Source organism: Mycoplasmoides gallisepticum, assembly GCF_900476085.1.
GTDB lineage: Bacteria > Bacillota_I > Bacilli_A > Mycoplasmatales > Mycoplasmoidaceae > Mycoplasmoides > Mycoplasmoides gallisepticum.
The window spans coordinates 107,368-129,540 of record NZ_LS991952.1 but is presented as its reverse complement, the minus strand read 5'-3'; the positions used below and the strand labels follow the sequence as shown (position 1 = coordinate 129,540).

Sequence of the window (22,173 nt, the reverse complement as noted above, 5' to 3'; positions counted from 1 at the left end):
ACGTAATCAAAAAGACTTTTAGTGTTCTTTGGATTATCTGGAGTTTCTTCATTACCTTTGATGTCAGTGTAATCGTCGTTAAAGTAATTTAAAACGTATGTGTTTTGATTGATATTTCACAAGTATCAAAATCAGTTTTTAGTTAATGTGTTTTTGATTGTGTTAATTGAGTTGGTTACTTGTAATGAGTTTTCTGAAGCTGACTTTGACAAGACATTAATGTTTGAAGGGCTAGCTGTGATTAATGCTGCTTTTAATTCATCATAAAAAGCATTAGAGATAGTTAGCTGAGTTCTTTTGTATAGATCGGCTAATTTCTTATCAGGTTGAATTTGATTCAAATAATTTTCAACAAACATTTCATTTGTTGTTAAGGGTTGTTTCTGTTTTAGTTTAATAGTTACTTCGCTTTGATCTTTTGGATTTCTTTCATTAACACAGCTAGATAAAAGTAAGCCAGGAAAAATACTAAAACTTGCGATAAAAACAAATATTTTATTTATTGATGACTTTTCATAAAAAATGCATTCTAATGATTTTTCTTTCTTACTCGATGAAATTATTTTACCCTTATGAATTAAAGTGTAAGAATCAACGTATTTATCAATTTCACTAAGATTGTGTGAAGAGATAAATATCGTTTTACCTTCGTTATGTAATTGACTTAATAATTTAAATAATTGATATCGAGCAGTGGGGTCTAAGTTAGCTGCTGGTTCGTCCAAAATAATTATTTCAGGATCGTTAATTAATGCTTGCATTAATAATACTTTTTTCTTTTGTCCGGATGAAAAAGAATATGGTTTTAAATTTACTAAATCAACAATATCAAATTTTTTCAACAATTCATTAATTTTGGTTTTAGCTTGAGTCGAACTTAAACCACTTAATTTAGCCAAGGAAAACAAATATTCTCATGTTGTTAGTTCTTTTGGAAAAATTGTATTTTCTGGCACATAACCTAACTTAGCTTTAGAAGCAGCTTCTCGTGAGGAAATGCCATTAATTAGAATCTCACCTTCATATTGACGATATGAACCAATAATTGACTTAATTGTTGTAGTTTTTCCTGCACCATTTTCACCAATAAAAGCGTGAAATGCCCCTTTTTCAACACTAAAATTTAAATCAAACACTCCTCTAGAGCTTTTCTTATCTTGATATATTTTATTTAAACGTTTAACTTCCAAGATATACATTATTTGTAATCCTTTCTAATGTATAAGATATTGTTTGCTACTACAAATAATGATGCAATCACAGCTCATAGTAAAATGAATGAGTATTTATTAATAATCTCTTTGTTACGCGTCATTTGCATAATTTGTGTCACAGGTTGAAAAACAAAATTATTAGATTGTTTTAAGTCGTAACGAATGATAACTTTATTATTTTGCACTTCTTGCTTAGTTGAGTAATTTGTATATCCACCAATATGGTAAGTATAAGCACCATAATTAAAACTTAATTGTTTTGGTGTAAAGTTATTTGAATTATCATCTAGCTTATTATTAAATAATAAAGCAGTTGTTAATAGATCGTTATTTTGATTAAAGTAAATGTAATAAACTAAAGCAACAGTTAAATAGATCTGTCTTTCAATATTAGATTTAATTATTTTGTTGGTAATTGATGAATCCTCTAAAACGGTTATATTATCATCCAAATTGTTAAACTTAGATTGTTCATCAGTAATTTCATTTTGAATCTCACTCATAAGAAGATTGTGATAATAAGTTAAATCATTAGGATCCCCGTTTATATAACCATCAGACTTAATTAAATTATCAATAAATTGTTTAGAATAAGCATTAAATACTTTTGAATCTAATAATTCTTTAATATAAGTTCAGTTCAATTTGCCGACAATATCACTAGCATTAGTATTATTAAATTCATCTTCAGGAAAAGTAATATCAAAATTATCAGCATCCTGTCGCGCATAGATAATTTTAGTGTTATTTAGTTCGTCTAAACTTGGATTTAAATTATTTTTTAAGGCTCCTGGAACTAAATAAACATCTTGATAATTAGGTGTTTTGTCGTCACGTATATTGACTAAATATCTTGGTAAAACGTTATTCTCATTTAATTGATAAGAATATGTTGGTGCATCTAGCTTGTTGTAATATAGGTAGTTATCTAAATTAGTAGTATAGTTACTTTGAAATGTATTAAAAATATTTTGGTTTTTAAAGTTAAAGATATCAATCATTTGATAAGGGGTAACTAGTCAAGAATATATCTGTCATTCAGTAGACGAGTTTTTTGCAAAATTATAAGCAGTTCTTAGATATTCAGTTTGTTTTTGACTAAAGGTTGGTTCGTCATAACCGTTTGGTAAGATATAAAAATTATCCTGATTATTATTTAGATAAAATGTTTCTACATTAGCTTCATTTCCAGCTGGTTGTAATAACCTTTTTGTATTCAGATAGAAAGCTAAATTGTTTGCTGACGAAGTAGACTGTGAGCTTACAATACTACCACCAATAATTAAAGGCGAGATGATTGTTAATGGGATCGCTAAGGCAATCTTTCCATTGAATTTATAACCGATGATTGAAGCAAACAACCCAAAAATTAAAAAAGCAAAAAAGAAAACCGTAAATGAAAGTAACAAAACCAGTGTTAAGTTTGTTTTTTGTAGATTTAAAACTAAAATTATATTGCTAAGCGTCATTAATATTGCTCAATAACAATCGAAAATAATAAAAACAATAAATTTAGCAATAAAAATATCCCTTCGGTTAATCGGTTTACTATATGTAAGTAATTCCAATCCTTCTTCTTCTAAATCTTTATAAATATTTAGTGCTTTTAAACTCGCATAAAAGATTGTTAGAATCATTTCAGCAAAGATAATTGCATAAATAGTAAAGTTCTTAAAACGATCTGGAATCTGAACTACTGATAATGTAATGCTAAAGATAATTGCTAAAGCAAAAAAGACAATTGGTAAGACGTAACTGCTTTTCTTTTTTAAGATGATTTTATGTAAAAAATATACATAACTTTTTACTGATTTCATATTAACTACTAAATGATAATAATAAGTGGAATAATCAACGATTGCGTATGTTTTAAATAATTAATAATTTAGTAGTTCCAACTACTAAATTATTAATTAAATAATATTCAAATTAAAAATTTGGGGATATTATAACCTAATAAAAATTTTTTATTTAGGTTCATGGGTATAGAATTAACTTTTTTATATTATATATCAATTTAACAATTAATGAGTTTTTAATCAACTTTTTACTCAAGTAAGTAAAACCGATAAAAATGTTTTTTGTGGCACTGAATTAAATTTTGTGTAAAACATTTATCAACTCAAACAAGAAAGACTAATATAATTTAATAAACGGTAAACAAGAATAAATTCAAAAGACGAACAAATGAAACAGATTCAAAAATTAATTGTCGATTGGTTAAACAATTTGGTCCTGGTAGTAGAAAGTAACTATTAAACATCACTAATTGTATTGCCGAGCCTGTTTTACAGGCTTTAGTTAATGATGAACACGTTGGTAAACTAGAGTTACTAAGAGAAAAATGCTGATAATGATGAGAACGTGTATCAAAATGGCTCATACACTAGAAATGTTAAGTGAGGGAAAGAAGAAACTCCCATAAGAATAAAAAGAATTCGTAACGAAAATCAAAACTTTCAAATTATCCTGAAATATCAAAGAATTATTCAAGATAAGTTTATCTTAGATGTTCTTTCTTTAACTTCTACTCGTTTATCAAACAATGAAATTGCTGATCAAATAACGTTAATGTATGGGTTCAAAGTAAGCCCTAGCGTAATCTCAAATTGCATCCAAACTGTTCAAGAAGAGATACGCGATCGGCGTGAAAGGTCGCTTGAAAACAACTATCCAATCATAGTGATTGACGGTAAGGTTTTAAGATTAAAACTGAAGAAAGCGGACGTTCAAAGTATGTAAATAAAAAGCTTTATGTGGTGGTATGAATCAATGCTAACTGTCAAAAAGAGCTTATAGCACTATACGTAAGTAACACTAAACCGGCTACTGAATGAATGAACCTTCTTGGTAATCTCAAATAACGAGGATTGTCTGAAACATGCATTATAGTTTAGATGGCTTAAATGGGTAATTGAGAAGGCTTATCCAGAGAATGCACATTACTTGCACCCTTTACATGATTAGAAATGCAGCAAAATATTTATCATACTCCACGAGATCAGATTTTTTAAGGTACTTAAAAACATATACGGCGCAGACAGTTGAGAATGCGCAAAATACAGCTTTAATATTAAAAAAATAAGTAAGTTGGTTCTAGCCAAGCAGGCAGGTGAAGTTGTCAAAAGAACTATAAACAGCATAGAAAAACTCTTCGCTTTTTCTAAAGCTTTATGGACATTAGTTTATATCAGCAATATAGTTGAAAACTGTAGTTGATAGTTTCTTAACTACAAAAAAATCTTTTAATAACATAAGCTAACTAACTATTAGATCTTTATGTACATTTTGGTTACAGCCCAAGAGATAAAAAACTAAATAAAAATAGTCGCGGAGTTGGAAATTCAATTAAAAAAAATATGAAGAGTTGATGCATCTATTTTAGTACTTATTTGAGAAAAACGGGAAGTTTGAAAAAACTCAGATTAAACAAAATTATCTTTGTTCACCAAAATTTCTCAAAATACCTGTTAATAAATTTCGAATTATTTTTTTTGTGAAACAAAAGAATCGGCTGTTGAATATGTTAAACTAAAAAATCATATTATTTGAATGATGATATGAAAATGCATTTCTATTATTAAATAATTATGTTTGTGTTGTAAAGAAAAAATAACTGAAATCTAATGACCACCTGGATTGTTTACGTATAGTTTTATCTAAATAACTATTAGATTTTTTAAGGATTGATATGAAAATTAAAAAAATTACAAGTATTATTTCATTAGCAATAATAACTCCTGCTGTTCCACTTTTTGCTACTTTTAATAATGATAAAACTGGAAAACTTAGCGATTCCAAAAGAACTTATAATCGTAATTATGGTTTAGTTAATAATAGTCTAGAAATTAATAAACAAGATATTAATCCGTCAGAAGATTTATATGGCGGTTCTTACGATGAGCTTTATGACTTTGAAAACAATGACTATTACCAAGGATTCATTACTTTTAATGGTGATTTCCGTGTTTATGATAATAATAATATTCTAAAGCTCATTAAAAAACAGCCAGTAGTAGTAAATGCTAGTATCAGTAAAGCTATTCAAGGTTATTATTTAGTTGAAATAGTTTTTAAAAAGGGCTCTGATGATTACAATAAATTTGAAAGATTTTTAAAAACTAATAACTTAGTGGGTGATTTTTATATTATTGATGTAGAACCTGAGTACAAACCGAATGTTATATTGCGCGACATTCCGTTTAGTCCATTTAATGAGATATCAGGAGGCACTACTAAATACTTAGACAGATACCAACCCAATTTCGAATCTAATAACTATGATAAAATAGAAAGAATAAATGCTATAAATGAAACTTCACGATTGCTATCATCTAATAATAAAAGAGTTGGTGTAGCAGTTTTAGAAATAGGAGAAGGATTTCTTCAAGCTCAAGCCTTAATTGACGCTGAAATACTTATTATTTCAACAAAGATATAACTAGGGTATATAATCGCTGAGATCCTTTTTGACACGGACTAATATGACGTCCTAACTATGGCGGTCATGCAACAGCTGTGGCTTCAATTATTTCAGGGGTTAACGGTGTTAATCCTTATCATGATTTGTATGGCATTAAGTATAATCAACCATTTTTAAATGATTTAAATTTATTCGGTTTAGCGTTATCAGGTTTAGATAACGAAATTTCATATATTAAGAAATTAGATAATGTTAAGATCGTTAATAATTCATGAGGACATTTTCAAGAAAATAAAGTTATAAATGCAGTTACAAAACAATGGTATAACTATAATTTCTATTCGAGATACATGGACTTGATAACTGCAAACGAACCAGAATTAATCTATGTTTTTTCAGCTGGGAATAACGGTAATAATCCTATAGAATCAGCAAGAAAATTATCATGAAGTAACCTTTCATATAATTCTATAACCGTGGGATCTAATGATTCAAACGGAAGATTAAGTTCATTTTCTTCAAGAGGAACAAATACTTATGGTGGTCCGCTAATACTTGCAAATGGAGAAAATTATGCTACACAAGATGATAAATATCGATATGGAACGAGTTTTTCAGCTCCTTTTATATCCGGTGTTATAGCTAATACTCTTTTAAAATACAAAGATAAATATAAATTAGGGATTAATTCTATTATTGCTAAAGCTATATTAGGTGTTTCTTCATTAAATGAAGCTAACGACAAAACATCGAAACAAGAGGGTATAAATAAAAATTACGGTGTAGGAATCTTAGATTATAAAAAAATTCATTCGGCATTCAACAATTTGAAATATATTAAATGGACTGATAATAAATATATTTCGGTAAATAATGGATGACACTCAAAGGATAGTTCTGATAATTTAAGTTTAGGAAGAATATATTTAAATAAAAATGATGTATTAAGAGTCGATTTATCATGATTATTTAAACCAAAAAACAGTTTTGCTTTAAATATTCAAAAATACACTAATAACTACTATGATTCTATTGATTATATTTCACAGGATTATGATTTAATCTTAAGAGATATGAACGGAAACGATATTGCTTCTTCGAGAACTCTTAATAATTTTGAATTCATAAGATATCAAATTAAAAACAGTGGTTATTACCAAATTATAATTTCCAAAGGATCTAAAACATCTAAATCAGTAAATAATGATTTAGCAGTATCTTGAACGATCGATAACAAATAAAAACTGCATCACTATGAACCAAAACTTTCGGACCATCCATGTAACCAAAAGACAATTAACCTTATTCATAGTCTATCTATTAATTGCTTTATCTGCTAGTATTGGCATGCTGGTTTTAATGAGTCAAGCAGTATCAAATGACTTATTATCATATTCCTTTTATGATCAAGTGAAATTTAATATTTCATTATTTTTACCATCGATTTTCTTCATTTTACTAGTTGGAATTACGCTGCCAATTTTGCTTACTGGTAAAGAAAAATATCAGTTTAGTGCAAAAGTAATTAATAGTCCTAAAAAAATCCATACAGTAATAACATTTATTGAGATAGTTCAATTGATCTTATGGGTATTTTTCTTATTAATATTAATCACCTATTTCTTTCCAATAAACCAATCAGTAGATCAGATTTATCAAACAAAAACCACGACTGTAGATTTTGCTAATGATCAGATTTATTCAGGTCTATTAGCGTTTATAAAAATAGATAATAATTTCTTTGTCGATCTTAAAAGATCGATCATTGATTATGCTGCAATTCTTCCATACTTTTACAATAAGAATGCATTTATCTTTTATAACGTAGTTTATTTAGTTTTTTATCTTGGTTTATTCTTATCCTATATTAAACTAGCTCTATTTAAATCAAAACAAAGAGTATTAGCTTTAATTCCCTTTGTTGGATCAGTTATTTCTTTAAAATCAGCTAATAACTTAAACGAACAAGCACTTGATAACGATTCACAAGTTAATCTAAAATGATATCAAAAAATCCTAGAATCAAACAAGAGTGTATTTGAAATTAAATTAACTAAACAACTGTTCAAATTGTTAATATTCTACATCTTTTGAATTGTTGTATTTACGATATCTGCGGCATCAATCACATTTTTAAATCAAGGCGAATATAAACTTAATTGATCGCTTGAAAATAATAAAAGATATGTAATCGATTTAAGATCTGAAGTTTCTATAGACCAAGAGACGTTAGCAACAATTCAAGGAACTATTCTTTTTTTAATTCCAATACCTGTCTTTATTGGATCTATCATCTTTCTTGTTTTAAACAAAAATCCATATGTTTTCAGTGCTAAATTAACTAAAAATAAGCTTAACTTATCATTAGTATTAATAATAATGGAGATTATCCAACTCCTATTTATAGTTGCCTACCCATACCTTATAGCCGCTACCCCTAATTTAGCAACATTTGCTGTAATTCGACCAACGGTTTTTCTGCAACAACCTGCTAATCCACTTTTATCAGCGCAAGACATGTTTATGATTGGGATTGGTTTTTTAGTTGTTTTATATTCTATTTGATTCTTAATCTTTATTAAATCAGGTGTTTTTGCGCAACGAGCAGGAGTTTTAAGTATCGTTCCTTTTGCTTCACTATTCTTTGTTAATAAATATATGGTTGCAAACAATACAAAGAGTAGCAATAATAATGATCTTCCTTAATTAATATTAGTTCTAGCAAAGCAAATATAAACGTGAAATTAGTTAACTTAAATATAAACAGAAAATTTGAATTTTCGTTTAAAGCTCATCAGATTTAAATAAAAAATTTTATATAGCCACAAAAAATTTGCTAAAAAATTTATTTATTTTTAAGTTGCTTTTTTTTAGTTTTCATGCCTAATAGGTAACGAAGCTAATTTTGTGTAATTGGATTTTTTCGAACTTTTAGTTTTTCTTAAGTAAGTTCGGAAATACATCCATTAACTCTTCATATATTCTATATCAATTTCTCACTCTATTACTTTTCTGATTTAGTTTTTTATATCTTGGATTGTAACCAAAATGTACATATAGGTCTAATAACAGCTGGTTTATGTTATTAAAAGACTTTTTAGCAGCTAGGAAACTCCCAATTACTGAATTATAGTTTTCAACTATGTTGCTGGTATAAACTAATGTCCGTAAAGCTTTAGAAAAGCTAAAGAGTTTTTCTATGTTGTCCATCGCTCTTTCCACAACTTCAACTGCGCGCTTGTTAGAACCGCCTCACTTATTTTTTAAATATTCAAAGTTGTGTTTTGCACTTTCTCAATTGTCTGCTCCATATATGTTTTTTAAGTCTCTTAAAAAATCGGACTTCATAGAATGAGATACATATTTTGCAGCATTTCTAATCATATGAACCGTGCAAGTAATATGCATTGCTTTTGGATAAACGTTTTCAATCGCTTCTTTCAAACCCTTTAAACCATCTGAAACAATAATATATGTTTCAGACAAGCCGCGTTCTTTCAAATTATCAAGAATGTTAATTCATTCTGTAGCAGATTCGGTGTTGCTTACGTATAGCGCTATAAGCTCTTTTTGACCATCCGCATTGATTCCTACCACGACATAAAGCGTTTTATTTACGTACTTTGACCGTCCGCTTTCTTCAGTTTTGATCTTAAAGACTTTACCGTCAATCATTATGATTGGGTAGTTGTTTTCTAGCGGTCTTTCGTGCCAATCGCGCATCTCATCTTGAACAGTTTGGATACAATTTGAAATTACGCTAGGACTTACTTTGAATCCATATATTGACGTTATTTGATCAGCGATTTCATTGTTTGACAAACGAGTAGAAGCTAAAGAAAGAACATCTAAGATAAACTTATCATGGATAATTCTTTGATATTTCGGGATAATTTGAGAGTCTTGATTTTCACCACGAATTCTTTTCATTTTTATGGGAATTTCTTCTTGCCCTCACTTAACATTTCTAGTGTATGAGCCGTTTTGATACACATTCTCATCATTATCAGCATTTTCTCTCAATAATTCTAGTTTGCCAACATGTTCACCATCAACCAGAGCCTGTAAAACAGGCTTAGCAATATAATCAGTGATGTTTAATAGTTGTTTTCCACTACTAGGACCAAATTGTTTTACAAATTCAACAATTAATTTTTGAATCTGTTTCATTTGTTCGTCTTTTGAATTCATTTTTATTACCGTTTATAAAATTATATTAACCTTTCTTTTTTTGAGTTAATTAATTGTTTTACACAAAATTGAATTCGGTGCCGCCTAATATGTTATGTTTAAATTAACAATTTATTTAACACCAATAAGGATAAATATGTTGGCAACAAATAATTAGTTTGACTTCTATAGAAACCTGAATTTTATTAACACAAATAAGTTTTAATAAATTATTAAATAAATTGAATAAAAAAAATATGTGAAAAAGAAGAAAGGTATAAGTTGTGAAGCTTAAGACATTCATTAGTGTTGTTTCGTTAGGAATAACAACGTCTGTTGTACCACTCTCTGCTGCATTGCAAAAAAAGGAAGCTGAAGTTCCTATCACTAATCAATTAACTAAAATGAAAAATTATGGTTTAGTTAATAATAGTGTACAAATTAACAAGCAAGAACAAAAGGTACCTAATGAAGTTGTTTATGGATCTGATAATTCAATCTACGATTTTGAAAATAATGAATATTACGAAGGTTTTATAACATTCAAAGGCAATGCTGTTGTTTATGATCAAAACAGCATTTTACAACTTATTAAAAAGCAACCTCAAGTTTTAGACGCAAGAAAAAGTAAAATTATTGAAAATTATTATTTGGTTTCTTTCTTTTTCAAGAAAAATTCTAATGATCAAGAAAAATTCGATCACTTCTTAGAGAAATACGATCTTTCGGGTGATTTTTATATGAAAGAAAATAATCAAGCTGTTGAGACGGTTGAACAAAGTTCTGCTCAATTTAATTATGATCCAAAAACTAATAGAGTTTGAGAAAAATTTCTAAATCGATACAATTCGAATTTCGAATCTAACGGATATACAGATTATGAGCGATCTCAGGCAATTGTTTATACAAGAAATCAATTAAAATACAATAACGAAAAAAGAATTGGTGTAGCAGTTTTAGAAGTAGGAGAAAGAGAAAATGATTCAAAGGCATTAATTGATGCTATAGATCCATACTATTTTGATCCAAAAATAACAAATGTAAGAAATCGTTGAGATCTATTCTGAAGAGTCGGTTTCAGATCTTTACAATATGGAAATCACTCTACTAAGGTAGGTTCAATAATATCAGGTACAAATGGCGTAAATCTATATCACGATCTATATGGTGTTAAATATAATGCGTTCGATTTTAATGCTGTGCATTCTGGAACAGCATATAGTGGGTTAGAAAACGAAATTGATTACATAAAGAGATTGAATAATTTAAAAATTGTGAATAATTCTTGAGGAGTGAGAAATAGTAATAGCATTCCTGAAGCTTGGTATAGTTACAATTTTTATTCAAGATATATTGATCTTGTAACAGCAAATGAACGCGAAATGATTTATGTGTTTTCTGCTGGAAATAATGGTAACTTAGCACAAAAATTTAAAAAATTATCGCGCTATCAACTTGCTTATAATACTATAGTGGTTGGCTCTAATGATTATAATGGTAAAAAAAGTAGTCTTTCATCTATCGGTTCATATAACACTAATGTCCCGTTGATTTTAGCTAACGGTAGTAATTATTCTTTTAAAAACGATTTCTCATCAGGGACTAGTTTCTCAGCACCATTTATATCAGGAATCTTGGCTAATACATTAATCCAATATAAGGAAAAATACAAACTTGGTATTAACTCAATAATAGCCAAGGCAGCTTTAGGTGTTTCTTCAAAATATGACAATTCTAATGTGCAAAAAGGTTTAGATTATGAATATGGTGCTGGTTCATTAGATTACAAAAAACTAAGCTCTGCATTTAATAATCTAAACTATATTAGATGAACTAATAATAGACAAGTATTAGTGAATAATGTATGAAGCAATAAAAACACTGATAACTCTTTAACAGTTAAAAAAATTTTTTTAAGAAAAGGCGACGTTTTAAGAGCTGGTTTATCATGATTATTTAACCCTGAAAGACAAACAACTTATAAAAGACAACTAAAAGAAACTTTAAATTTAACAAGTTCTATTAATTATTTATCTGAAAATTATGATTTGATTTTAAAAAAGGGCAGACTTGAAAAGGTTTCTTCTAAAACTTTAAGAAATTACGAATTCATTAAGTATACTGTTCCTGAAGATGGTTATTATGATTTGGTAGTATCAAAACAGTCGAACCGTCTAGTAAAACCTGAGATAGAATTGGCTTTATCATGAACAACTGATGTAGAGTAAGTTAAAAAAAATAAAATGAAAAAATATTTTAAGATTATCAATGTAACCAGAAGGCAATTAGCGTTATTTTTAGTTTATTTAGCGACGATTTTTCTAGCAAGTGCTGGAATCATCAGTTTAATGACAAACGCAATTGTATCTCCTGGTGGAAATAACTTCGTAATTTATAGCGAAAATTTATACACGATTTCTCTAATTTTACCGTTAGTTTTCTTTGTTATTTTTGCTATCACCGGTTTAGCAATTTTATTAACTGGTAAAGAAAGTTATAAGTATGATAATAAACTAATCCAACAAACTTATAAGTTCAAGACACTATTAGCTTTTATTGAATTTGTGCAGTTAATTGCATGATTGTTTTTCTTGATAATTTTAATCGCTTATTTCTATCCGATTAATAAAACAATTGCACAAATTTATCAAGAACAAATAGCTACAGCTGATTTTACTAATCGCAGCATTCAAACTGGTTTGTTATCATTCATTAGTATTAATAACAACTTCTTTGCTGATCTAAAATTATCTGTTTTGAAATATGCAGCTACACTTCCATATTTCTTTAACAAAGATGTATTTTCATTATCAAATATCATTTACTTTGCTTTATACATCGCTTTATTTATTCCTTTCTTAAAACTTAGTTTATTTAAACCAAAGCAAAGAACATTAGTTTTAATTCCATTTAGTGGATTGGTATTAAGTTATTTAAGACCAACAAGATTTAATCATGAAGGATTAATCACCGATAATAATGAAAACTTAAAGTGATATCAAAAAATCTTATTATCAAATAAGACAGTATTCCAAATTAAATTAACTTCAACAGTTGTTTACTTGTCATTCTTCTTTTTAGTTGGCGTGTTGACATTCACAGCATTAGCTTCATATTTTATTCTTACTGATGGATATGGATACACACTAATCCCTTCTGATACTTATGTTGCCGCTTATTCAATTGACTTTTTAAATTATTCAATGTTAGAAAAGGAAATATTATTATCGTTATTTTGATGAGCAGCAGCAATTATAATGTTGATCATCTTCATCGTATTCAGTATGGGAATCATTCTAGATGATAATCCATTCGTTTTTCCTAAAGCAATCAGAAAGAATAAATATACTTTATCATTAACTTTAGTTGTTATTGAAATTGCACAATGAGCATTCTTATTATTAGTGTGAATTTTCTTTTTATCTAATGCAAGCTGAAGGATTATATCGTCAGTTGCAGATGTTCCAGCTGTATATCCTCCGCCTGAACCCGTTAAGCCAGATTTAACTAGTTTAATTTATTCTAGCTCAGATTTATTTACAACTACAAATCTATTCTTCGTAGCATTATATCTAAGTTGATTCTTGATCTATGCAAAAGCTGGTATGTTTTCTAAGAGAACAAGAATCTTTATGTATATCCCTTTTGCAACATTATTCTTTGTACCTAAACACGTTATAGAAAAAAGAAAACAAGTTAATAAATTTAACTGCCGTTTAATTTAAGTCTATAACTATTAATCATAAAAACCCAGCAAATGATTTGCTGGGTTTTTATGATTAATGCATAAGAATACTTAATGTTATGACCAAATATAACACTGAACTTATTTATTCTCTGTGATGGCATTAAATTGAATTTTATGTAAAATCATTAATTTACTTAAAAAGATAAGATTATTAATTTTATAAACGGTAAACAAGAATGAATTCAAAAGGCGAACAAATTAGACAGGTTCAAAAATTAATTGTGAATTTGTCAAACGATTTAGTTCAAATAGTCGAAATCAACTATTAAAGATCGTTGATTATATTGTTAAGCCTGTTTTACAGACTCTGGTTGGTCGTGAACGCGTTGCTAACCTAGAGTTGTTTAGAAAAAAAATGCTAATAAGTATCAAAACCGTTCATACACTAGAAAGAATAAGTAATTAAAAGAAGAAATTTCGCAAGAATAAAAAGAACGCGTGAAGGAAAACAAAACGATCAGATAGCCCCAAATATCAAAGAATTAGCAAAATAAATTTATCTTACACACTTTTTTTCTTTACTTTTTACTCCTTTGTCTAACAACAAAGATTTATAAAATTAAAGTTAGACTTAACGCAGTCTTAAGTTGTACCAAACTACAAAAACAAGGAGATGAGATTTTGATCACAATTCAAATCTCATCTCCTTGCTTAATTTAGTTGTTATGCATTAACATTTATACATCTGTTACATTAAGAGAGTAATTAGATAGTTAAAAATGTTTTTTAACTTATTTTTGATTCATTTGGATTCTCTTATCCAAAATATCTTTGATAGCTAATAACACTTTGCGTTTGTTTAATTTTCATTCTGTAGATCAGATAATGAAATGTTTTCATCCACGGTTTTTCAAGAAGATGTTGCGATAAATAAAACTTTCATTAAAATCAGCCATTCCCTTAAATGGTTTAATGTCAAGATCAATTACTAAAAAAGGAACCTCTTCATGGTAGATAACAAAGTCGAAGTTATACGAACCATTATCTACGTTACGTTTAATAGTAAAATATTGTCCGAATGCTTTTTCAAGAGTGTTCTTTACATCGTCAAAGATTAAAGATTTATCTTTAAGTTTTTCTTCAATCTCAGTGGTTTGACGATCATAGGTTGTATAGTCGCTATGATTAGCAACGTTCTCACAATAACTTAAGTATTCAACAAATAAACGTGTTCCGGCTGAAGATGATCCTCATCCATTGTATTCTGACGCCTTGTTAGTTTTAAACAGTTCAATTCGGTCTTTGGCTCGAGTGATTGCTACATTTAAACGATTAACACCATTCGTAGTACTACTAATCGGACCATAACTTACAACACTCTTATCATAAGCAACTGAGAAGATAATAATGTCACGTTCATCTCCTTGAACGTTTTCTACGGACTTAACAAACAATCCGATGTATTCACCATTATCGTTATTTCGTTCTCGTCATTCGTTAACTAACGGATCATTAAGTTTGTCTAACATTAATTCAATCAGATCAGCCTGACTACGATTAAATGCAACAATTCCTAAACTCTTTTGATAATCTGCTGTCTTGGTTAACCGTTGAATTCTTGAAACGATTGCTTGAGCTTCGGGAATATTTTTGCGATCCTTTCATTTACCATCAATTATATCATGAACAATAAACGATTCTTTTTGTTTGATCGCTTTGTTCATGAAGATTAATTCATTATCATAAACATGATCGTTAGTAAACGCAATTAGATCTCCAAAGTTAGAACGATAATGATATCTTAATACAACGTTAATTCGGCTACGTTCTTTAAGATAATGAATCAAACTCACTGCGTTTACAGATTCTTCTACTTCTAATATTTCTTCATCAGCAAGCTTATCTAAAGCTACATCATCATAGTCAGATCGTGATGAGAAAAAACTAGAAGGTTGTAACTGTTTAGTATCACCAGCAATAATGTATTTTTTAGCACGATAAAGCGCTGGAATCGCGCGCTCTAAAAATACTTGGCTAGCTTCATCCACAATTACATAATCATAAAGATCTTTTTTATTTTCCAATAAGATTGATGCGGTTTCAAAAGACATAATGTGGATCTTAAACATCTTTTTAATGATCTCTCGATTAAGCTTAAACCATCATGCGATATTTTTAAATGATTTGTTGCGCCCCTGACGACAAACATCTAATAAACCTCTTTTATCATGGCGATAAAGTTCGTAAAAATTTTTAATGATCTCTGCTTTTAGATTGCGCTTACACGATTGGATATAAACATCGACATCTGAACTATAATTATCAGTTAGATTATCTAATGTACTCTGTGCACTATTTAACTTACTTAAGAAAGCACCAGAATGGTTTTGCACAAATCATGAATTAAAGTATTGTTTGTGATATCGCTTGATATCAATCTCTAAGTTTTTTAAGATTGTACGCTTTTTAGTCTCAGATTTGTATTGCTCTAATTCAATAAACTTGTTAATCTGTTCAGTAACTAGTTTAGCTGATTCGATCACTTTTTCATGTGGTCTGAAAAAGAACGAAACACGATATTCATCTTTAACAATTCCTTTTTTAGCATATAAATGAATTGCATATAATAATGTCTTAATATCGTTGGGATCTTTTTGATGGATTTTTAAAAAAGTCGCAAAAGTGCTTGCTTTTCATTTCGTATCAATTTCATTAAATAAAGCAATATACTCTTGGTGTTTAGTCATCCAATCTTGGTTTGTATAAATCTTTAATCATTCATCAAACCGAGTGTAATCATCAATATTAATATGATCTACATCCATCGGTTTGTAATTAAGAATCAAGTTTAAAAATGAATATACGTTCTCACCTGAATTGATTTCGTAGTTGTAGATCTTATGGATGATATAAGATTGTTCTAAATATCGTTTTAAGTAATCAGGATCAAATTTCGCATTTGGTGTTTTATGGACTTGATCGTAGTAGTTTTCACTAAAATAATTCTCATAATCTGAGAATTGACGATAAAATTTCCCCGGTTCTTTGTTTAGACTTGGGATGTATAGTGCTAGGTATTTGAATTTACCTAGACGGTTGTATACTACTTCAGTTGCTGTAGTTTTTTCACTTACGAATAAAGCAGTTTTACCTTTAAGTGCAATGTTGATTAAGATGTTAAGGATTGTCTCAGACTTACCAGTCCCTGGTGGCCCTTCGATTACCACATCTCCTTCAAGCGCGTGTTTAACAGCCAGTTGTTGAAAAAAATCTAAGTGTGAAGTTAGATAAATATCACTTAGAGAATATTCGTTAGCAAACTTTTCGTAATTGAACAATAAGTCTTTTTTATTATTAAAGACTTCATCAACCGTATCAGGGTCTTTATCTAAAATTTCTGTAAAGTCTTTTAATAATTTATCACCTTTAATATCAAAGTTGCCCAGCACCACATTGTTAACAATGTTGTTGATACCGCCATTCTGCTCTCAATTTTCAAGAAATGCTTTTTTGGTCATTTCTTTAAAGTTGATTAATTCATTTGTTGATGGTTTTTTAAACCCAATATCGAATGTTCTAAAGATTTCTAGCGCTTGTTCAAAATCTAATTTTGAACTGTCGTATTTATTTTCAAATAAAATTCCCCGTTTACTTGCTTCTACAGCTAAAATTGTCGTATTAATCCAAAACTCTGAACGATTGATTTTAAAAACGATTTTTTGGTACTGATTAACCGGATATAAAACGACCTCAACATATAAAAGTGGCGCGCGATAACTATCCCCTCATTGGTTACAACCTTCAATTATTGGTAAACCAATAAATAAAGAAGTATCCCCAGTTACACGTTCTTCCTTGACTAATTTTTTAAAAATCTTGCTAAACTGATCAGTATATTCTTTATAAAGTTCCTTAGCAGTTTCAATTCCAAAAAGATTGAAGGCTTCAAGATCACTTAATTCACGTAATTTTCTTAAATCCAACTCTAAAGTATCATTACTATTAAGGTAAGATAAGATCCCTTTGATTGATAGATCATAGATATTTGAAGTTAACTTTAATAACACACCTATATCCATTACAGAGCTTCCTCTAGTACGGATTCAAAAGGTGTTAGATTTGGTCTTATTATTAATTAACCGGGTTCTTAGTCAAGTTCAATCGTTAGCCATAAATTTTGTACTTAATATATTTTAGTATAAGCGAATTTTTTCATCTTCTTTCAAGTCGCCAAAGACTTGATAGGTGATAAAGTAGTTTCAAATATTCTTATTCAACTTACATTTTGTCTTTAAATCTGCTTGAGATTTAAACCCTTCTTCGTTACGTTTTTTAACGATTAATTTGGCAATTTCATCACCCAAACCGTTAATCGTATTAAATGGTGGGTAGATCTTGTTGTTTTTAACAACAAAATGTAAGGCATCAGAATGTTCAAGACTAACTTGTTCAAGTTTAATATTACGTTCTAACATCTCTAGATAAAGTTCATATGTTGGCATTAGATCTTCATCTTTTTTATTTAGTGTTAATTCACTTTTGTTTTTAGCAAACTTAGTCTTATTAATTAATGATTTAATCTCGTTATAACGTTTGGTAATAGCTCTAATCCCACCATTAATACAGGTTTCTATATCATGTTCTTTAACTTTAAATGAAAAGATGGCTGCATAAAATGCTTCAGGATAATGAACCTTAAATCAAGCAATTTTTCATGCCATTAAAACATACGCAGTGGCGTGAGCTTTTGGGAACATGTATTTAATTTTATTACATGAATCAATGTAATCTTGTGAGACATTAAATTCTTGCATGATCTTTTCATACTCAGGTTTAAGTTTCTTACCCTTTCTTACATCTTCCATAATATTAAATGCGATCTGGTTCTCAATTCCTAACGAACTAAGATAGGTCATAATATCATCACGACAAGCAATTACTTCATTAAGTTTATAATGCTTATCAACGATTAGATCAGCCGCATTATTGGTTCAAACATCAGTACCATGGCTTAATCCAGATACCCGGATTAGATCAGCTACTGATGCTGGTTTGGCAATCTTTAAGATCTCCCGGGTAATTTTTGTACCAAACTCAGGGATCCCTAGTGCTCCAGTTGAATCTTTTAAGATTGGGTTGTTATTAACGTTTTCAAGACAATGGTCTAAATTAAATAGTGATAAAACCTTGGGATCGTTATTGGGAATCTCTTCAGGTTTTACATTTGTAATCTCATAAAGATACTTTAAGATCGTTGGGTCTTCTTGAGATAAGATATCTAACTTTAATAAAGTGTCATGTAAGTATTCAAATTTAAAGTGTGATGTTTTTCATTTTGATGATTTATCATCGGCTGGATAGTTAACCGGACAGAAATCTTCGATTTCTTTATCTTTGGGGAAAACTAAGATCCCACCAGGGTGTTGTCCGGTTGTTCTTTTGATCTCGCTCATCTCAGAAGCATATCATCCAGCTAAACGTTCAGATTCTTCTTCACCAATAGTTATTTCAAGATAATCTTTGGCAATCTTGTATGCTGTTTTATCTTGCATCGTTGAGATCGTTCCACATCTAGTGGTGTGGGATTCACCAAACAGTTCACGTACATAATCGTGAGCTTTAGCTTGATAAAAACTTGAAAAGTTAAGATCAATATCAGGAGTTTTTTCACCCTTGAACCCCATGAATGAAGCAAATGGGATATTATGTCCTTCACCTCTCATCTCACCATCACAATCTAAGAGCTCACATGGTTTGTTAACTAAATCATGACCATCGTCAACATTGTCGACAAACTTAGTTTTTTTACATTTCTTGCAATAATAATATGGTTGTAACGGATTAACCTCTGAGATTCCTGCTAGTAATGCCACAATCGATGAACCAACAGAACCACGTGAACCTACTAAATAACCATCATCATTAGATTTTTTAACTAGTAGATGAGCTAATCAATAAATAATCCCATAGCCATTTTTAATAATTGCGTTTAGTTCGTATTCAATTCTTGATTTGATGATAGGATTAATCTCATCCCCAAATAATTCCTTAGCTTTATTTCAGACTAATTCAATGAGTTTATCATCTGATCCTTCAATCTTAGGTGGGTGTAATTTTTTAGGAAATGGTAATAGACCTTCATCATTAAATAAGTTAGCAATCTTTTCACCATTACGATAGATTAGTTTTGCTAAGATCTCTTGATCCTGGATAAAACTAAAATCATGATAAACTTCGTTATTTTTACGAATGTGTAGATCGGGAACATTTTGGTTTGTTGATAGATCACGATCATAGAAATGATGTAACTTTTTACCGGTGATTTCTGCTGTTATTAAACAATCATAGAATTGTTTTTGTTCTTGTTTTAGGTAGTGTGCAGCTGAACTGAAAGTATATAAGATCTTTTCTTGTTCACAGATTGATATAATTCGATTAATTAAATCATGAACATGAGTTAGTTCAATATTTTTTTTGTAAAGATCTTGCTTAAATAATGAAGGTAAAGGAACTAAAACAAAGCTATGTTTTTTAATTAGTTTTCTTAGATTTTCATTCGTATCATACTTAGCAGCATGAACGATATGCCCATTAATTGGGTGAGAAGAGATTAAAAGATCGTTTTGGTATTTTTCAAGATCAGACCAAAATAACTTTTGTGAACCATAAAACTGTTTTGTTGATGCTAAACTTACTAGTTTATAAAGTGCTTTTAAACCTTGAGCATTTTTAGCATACACAAGTGCTTTTCTTAACCGAATACGGTTAAATAAATTCTCATTTGATTGAGTGATCTGATCTAGATTATCTTCATCATTTATCCTAAGATTTGCCGCTTTTTTTAATGATTTTTCACTAAGATCATTTAATAATTTTTCTTGATCATTTAAATCTAATAACGATCTTCAGTTTTTAGCATAAACTTGTGATAACATGATCATCAAACACTTAGCTAAAAGTTCAGTATCATAATTAGCTCGGTGTGCCAATGTTTTGTCATATTCATAACCAAGTTTAAGTGAAAGGTTTTCTAATGTATAACGTTTGAATTGATAAAGTTGATAGGCCAATCTTAAACTATCTAACATTGGATTATCAAGTGGTTTTAATTTGTATTTATCTAATTTGGTATTAATCCAAATAAAGTCAAAATCAATTCCGTTATGTGCAACTAAAACATCATCTTTTTGAATAAAGTTAACAAACTCTTCTAGTACCGTCTTTTCATCTTGGGCATCTTTTAGATCACTATCTTTAAGTCCTGTTAATTGTGTCGTAAATTTTGATAGCGGTTTTTTGTTCTTAATTAGTTTCTCAAATTTACCTATTTGAACAAATTCAAGTTGATGGTTTGTTACATTAAGTTCAGCCTTAACCCTAACAGCTGCAATTTCTATGATCTGTTCATAGTAAGCATTAAGCCCGGTTGTTTCAATATCAAAAATAACAAAACTTAATTGATCTAATTTCAAATCTTTATTGTTTTTAACAATAAAGTTACGATCATCAAAAAGATCAACCTCTAAACCATAGTGGACTTTAGTTTCACTATTAGTTTTTTCTTTCCATGAAGCTAAATCAGCAAAAGCTTGAACAACCCCACTATCAGTGATCGCGATATCTTTTAATTTGTTCTCTTCACAGAATTTTTTCAAATCATCAACATCATTAAGCCCATCATGGACACTCATTTTGGTGTGAAAAAAGAATTCATGACGATTAGTAAACTCTTCAGGAGTAGGTTTTAATCATTCTGGCAATTCAGCATGATCGATCCTTAAGATCTCAGTATATTTTTTATCATCCTTACTAGAAGTAACACGTAACTGGATTTTAATTCAGTTACCCACTTTAAAATTATCTAAATATTCACTAGTTAAATGTTTAGATCTCGTAATCCAGCTAAAGATCGTAACAGCGCTATTTTTATCAGCTAAACCTAATCTTAATGCTTTATTAGTACCGTTTTTACGGTAATCTAAATGATAGATTTTAGCTCATAAAGTTGTTAAAGAAGTGGGTTGATTTGGATCAAAATCCTTGATTGGAGTAATTACACTTGTATCAAGGATTTTATTTTTTTCTAAACATTCTTCTAAACTAAAACCATCTTCTTTAACAACTCTTCTAGCTTTAGGTTTTTTTGGTTCTTCATCAGCTTTATTACGATTAATAGCTACTAAATTTAAATCTAGCTTTGTTGCTAAATTAATCTGATAAAACCCTAGGTTTTCTAATTGAGTAACTAATCATTCTAATTGCTGATCAGATTGGTGTTGTAACTCTTTATTACTAAAAACGATCTGATAAAACTTCTCGTTAACCAATTCTATAGCTTCAGCATAAAAACCCTGGTTTTTATCACTCTTATAGATCTCTTGGATCGCGCTTTGAATTAATTCACTAGTTCATAATGAACTATCTAAGATAAAGTTAAACTGAAAGTAAGGATCCTTACTTTTATTATTAAAGTTAGCTACATAATCAAGGTAGGTTTGATATAAATCAACGGTTAATGGTTGGTTAAGAATAAAACTAAGATCAAGGGTTTTTTTATTATCCCCAATCTTTTTGATCGTTCTAACAGTACTTTTTTTAAGAAAAGTTAATAACGGGTTGGGAATAGCTAATTTATTATTAAGATTGTCAAAAAAACTTTTTAATTCTTTCTTATTCAT

At 29.2% G+C, this 22,173-nt stretch carries 9 protein-coding genes and 2 pseudogenes; 6 read left to right on the top strand and 5 right to left on the bottom strand.

What is annotated here, in order from left to right:
• Positions 1 to 494: 494 nt before the first annotated feature.
• Both D2833_RS04390 and D2833_RS00545 read right to left on the bottom strand, forming a co-directional pair.
• A pseudogene (locus D2833_RS04390) lies at positions 495 to 1,199 on the bottom strand (ABC transporter ATP-binding protein); the annotation flags it as partial.
• Positions 1,199 to 3,031, bottom strand: coding sequence for an ABC-2 transporter permease (locus tag D2833_RS00545; RefSeq protein WP_027333279.1), 1,833 nt, complete (start codon positions 3,029 to 3,031; stop codon positions 1,199 to 1,201). The gene D2833_RS00545 and the pseudogene D2833_RS04390, both read right to left, overlap by 1 nt.
• Before the next feature lie 349 nt (positions 3,032 to 3,380).
• Here D2833_RS00545 and D2833_RS04405 point away from each other — a divergent pair.
• The 4 genes and pseudogenes from D2833_RS04405 to D2833_RS00520 all read left to right on the top strand — a co-directional run bounded on the left by D2833_RS04405 (position 3,381) and on the right by D2833_RS00520 (position 8,343).
• Positions 3,381 to 4,599: pseudogene (locus D2833_RS04405) on the top strand (IS256 family transposase).
• A gap of 306 nt (positions 4,600 to 4,905) precedes the next feature.
• Entirely contained in the window at positions 4,906 to 5,655 is a 750-nt protein-coding gene (locus D2833_RS04150) for a hypothetical protein (RefSeq protein ID WP_011113329.1), read from the top strand.
• A gap of 77 nt (positions 5,656 to 5,732) precedes the next feature.
• Positions 5,733 to 6,878, top strand: coding sequence for a S8 family serine peptidase (locus tag D2833_RS04145; protein WP_011113328.1), 1,146 nt, complete (start codon positions 5,733 to 5,735; stop codon positions 6,876 to 6,878).
• A 13-nt stretch (positions 6,879 to 6,891) separates the two neighbouring features.
• Positions 6,892 to 8,343 carry a hypothetical protein gene (locus D2833_RS00520; RefSeq protein WP_011113327.1) on the top strand — a complete coding sequence of 484 codons (1,452 nt, stop codon included), beginning with the start codon at positions 6,892 to 6,894 and terminating at the stop codon, positions 8,341 to 8,343.
• Between the two features lie 225 nt (positions 8,344 to 8,568).
• Here D2833_RS00520 and D2833_RS00510 read toward each other — a convergent pair whose 3' ends face one another.
• Entirely contained in the window at positions 8,569 to 9,828 is a 1,260-nt protein-coding gene (locus tag D2833_RS00510) for an IS256 family transposase (protein WP_117273920.1), read from the bottom strand.
• A 263-nt stretch (positions 9,829 to 10,091) separates the two neighbouring features.
• Between D2833_RS00510 and D2833_RS00505 the strand changes: the two genes are divergently transcribed.
• Both D2833_RS00505 and D2833_RS00500 read left to right on the top strand, forming a co-directional pair.
• A complete protein-coding gene (locus D2833_RS00505; RefSeq protein ID WP_027333216.1) occupies positions 10,092 to 12,035 on the top strand; it encodes a S8 family serine peptidase in 1,944 nt (647 codons plus the stop codon).
• Positions 12,036 to 12,050: 15 nt separating this feature from the next.
• Positions 12,051 to 13,532: a hypothetical protein gene (locus D2833_RS00500; RefSeq protein ID WP_011113325.1), complete on the top strand. Its 1,482-nt coding sequence runs from the start codon at positions 12,051 to 12,053 to the stop codon at positions 13,530 to 13,532.
• Positions 13,533 to 14,286: 754 nt separating this feature from the next.
• Here the strand turns inward: D2833_RS00500 and D2833_RS00495 are convergent.
• Complete coding sequence (locus D2833_RS00495) at positions 14,287 to 17,667, bottom strand: AAA domain-containing protein (RefSeq protein WP_117273917.1); 3,381 nt, start codon at positions 17,665 to 17,667, stop codon at positions 14,287 to 14,289.
• A gap of 21 nt (positions 17,668 to 17,688) precedes the next feature.
• Positions 17,689 to 22,173 carry a PolC-type DNA polymerase III gene (locus tag D2833_RS00490; RefSeq protein ID WP_011113323.1) on the bottom strand — a complete coding sequence of 1,495 codons (4,485 nt, stop codon included), beginning with the start codon at positions 22,171 to 22,173 and terminating at the stop codon, positions 17,689 to 17,691.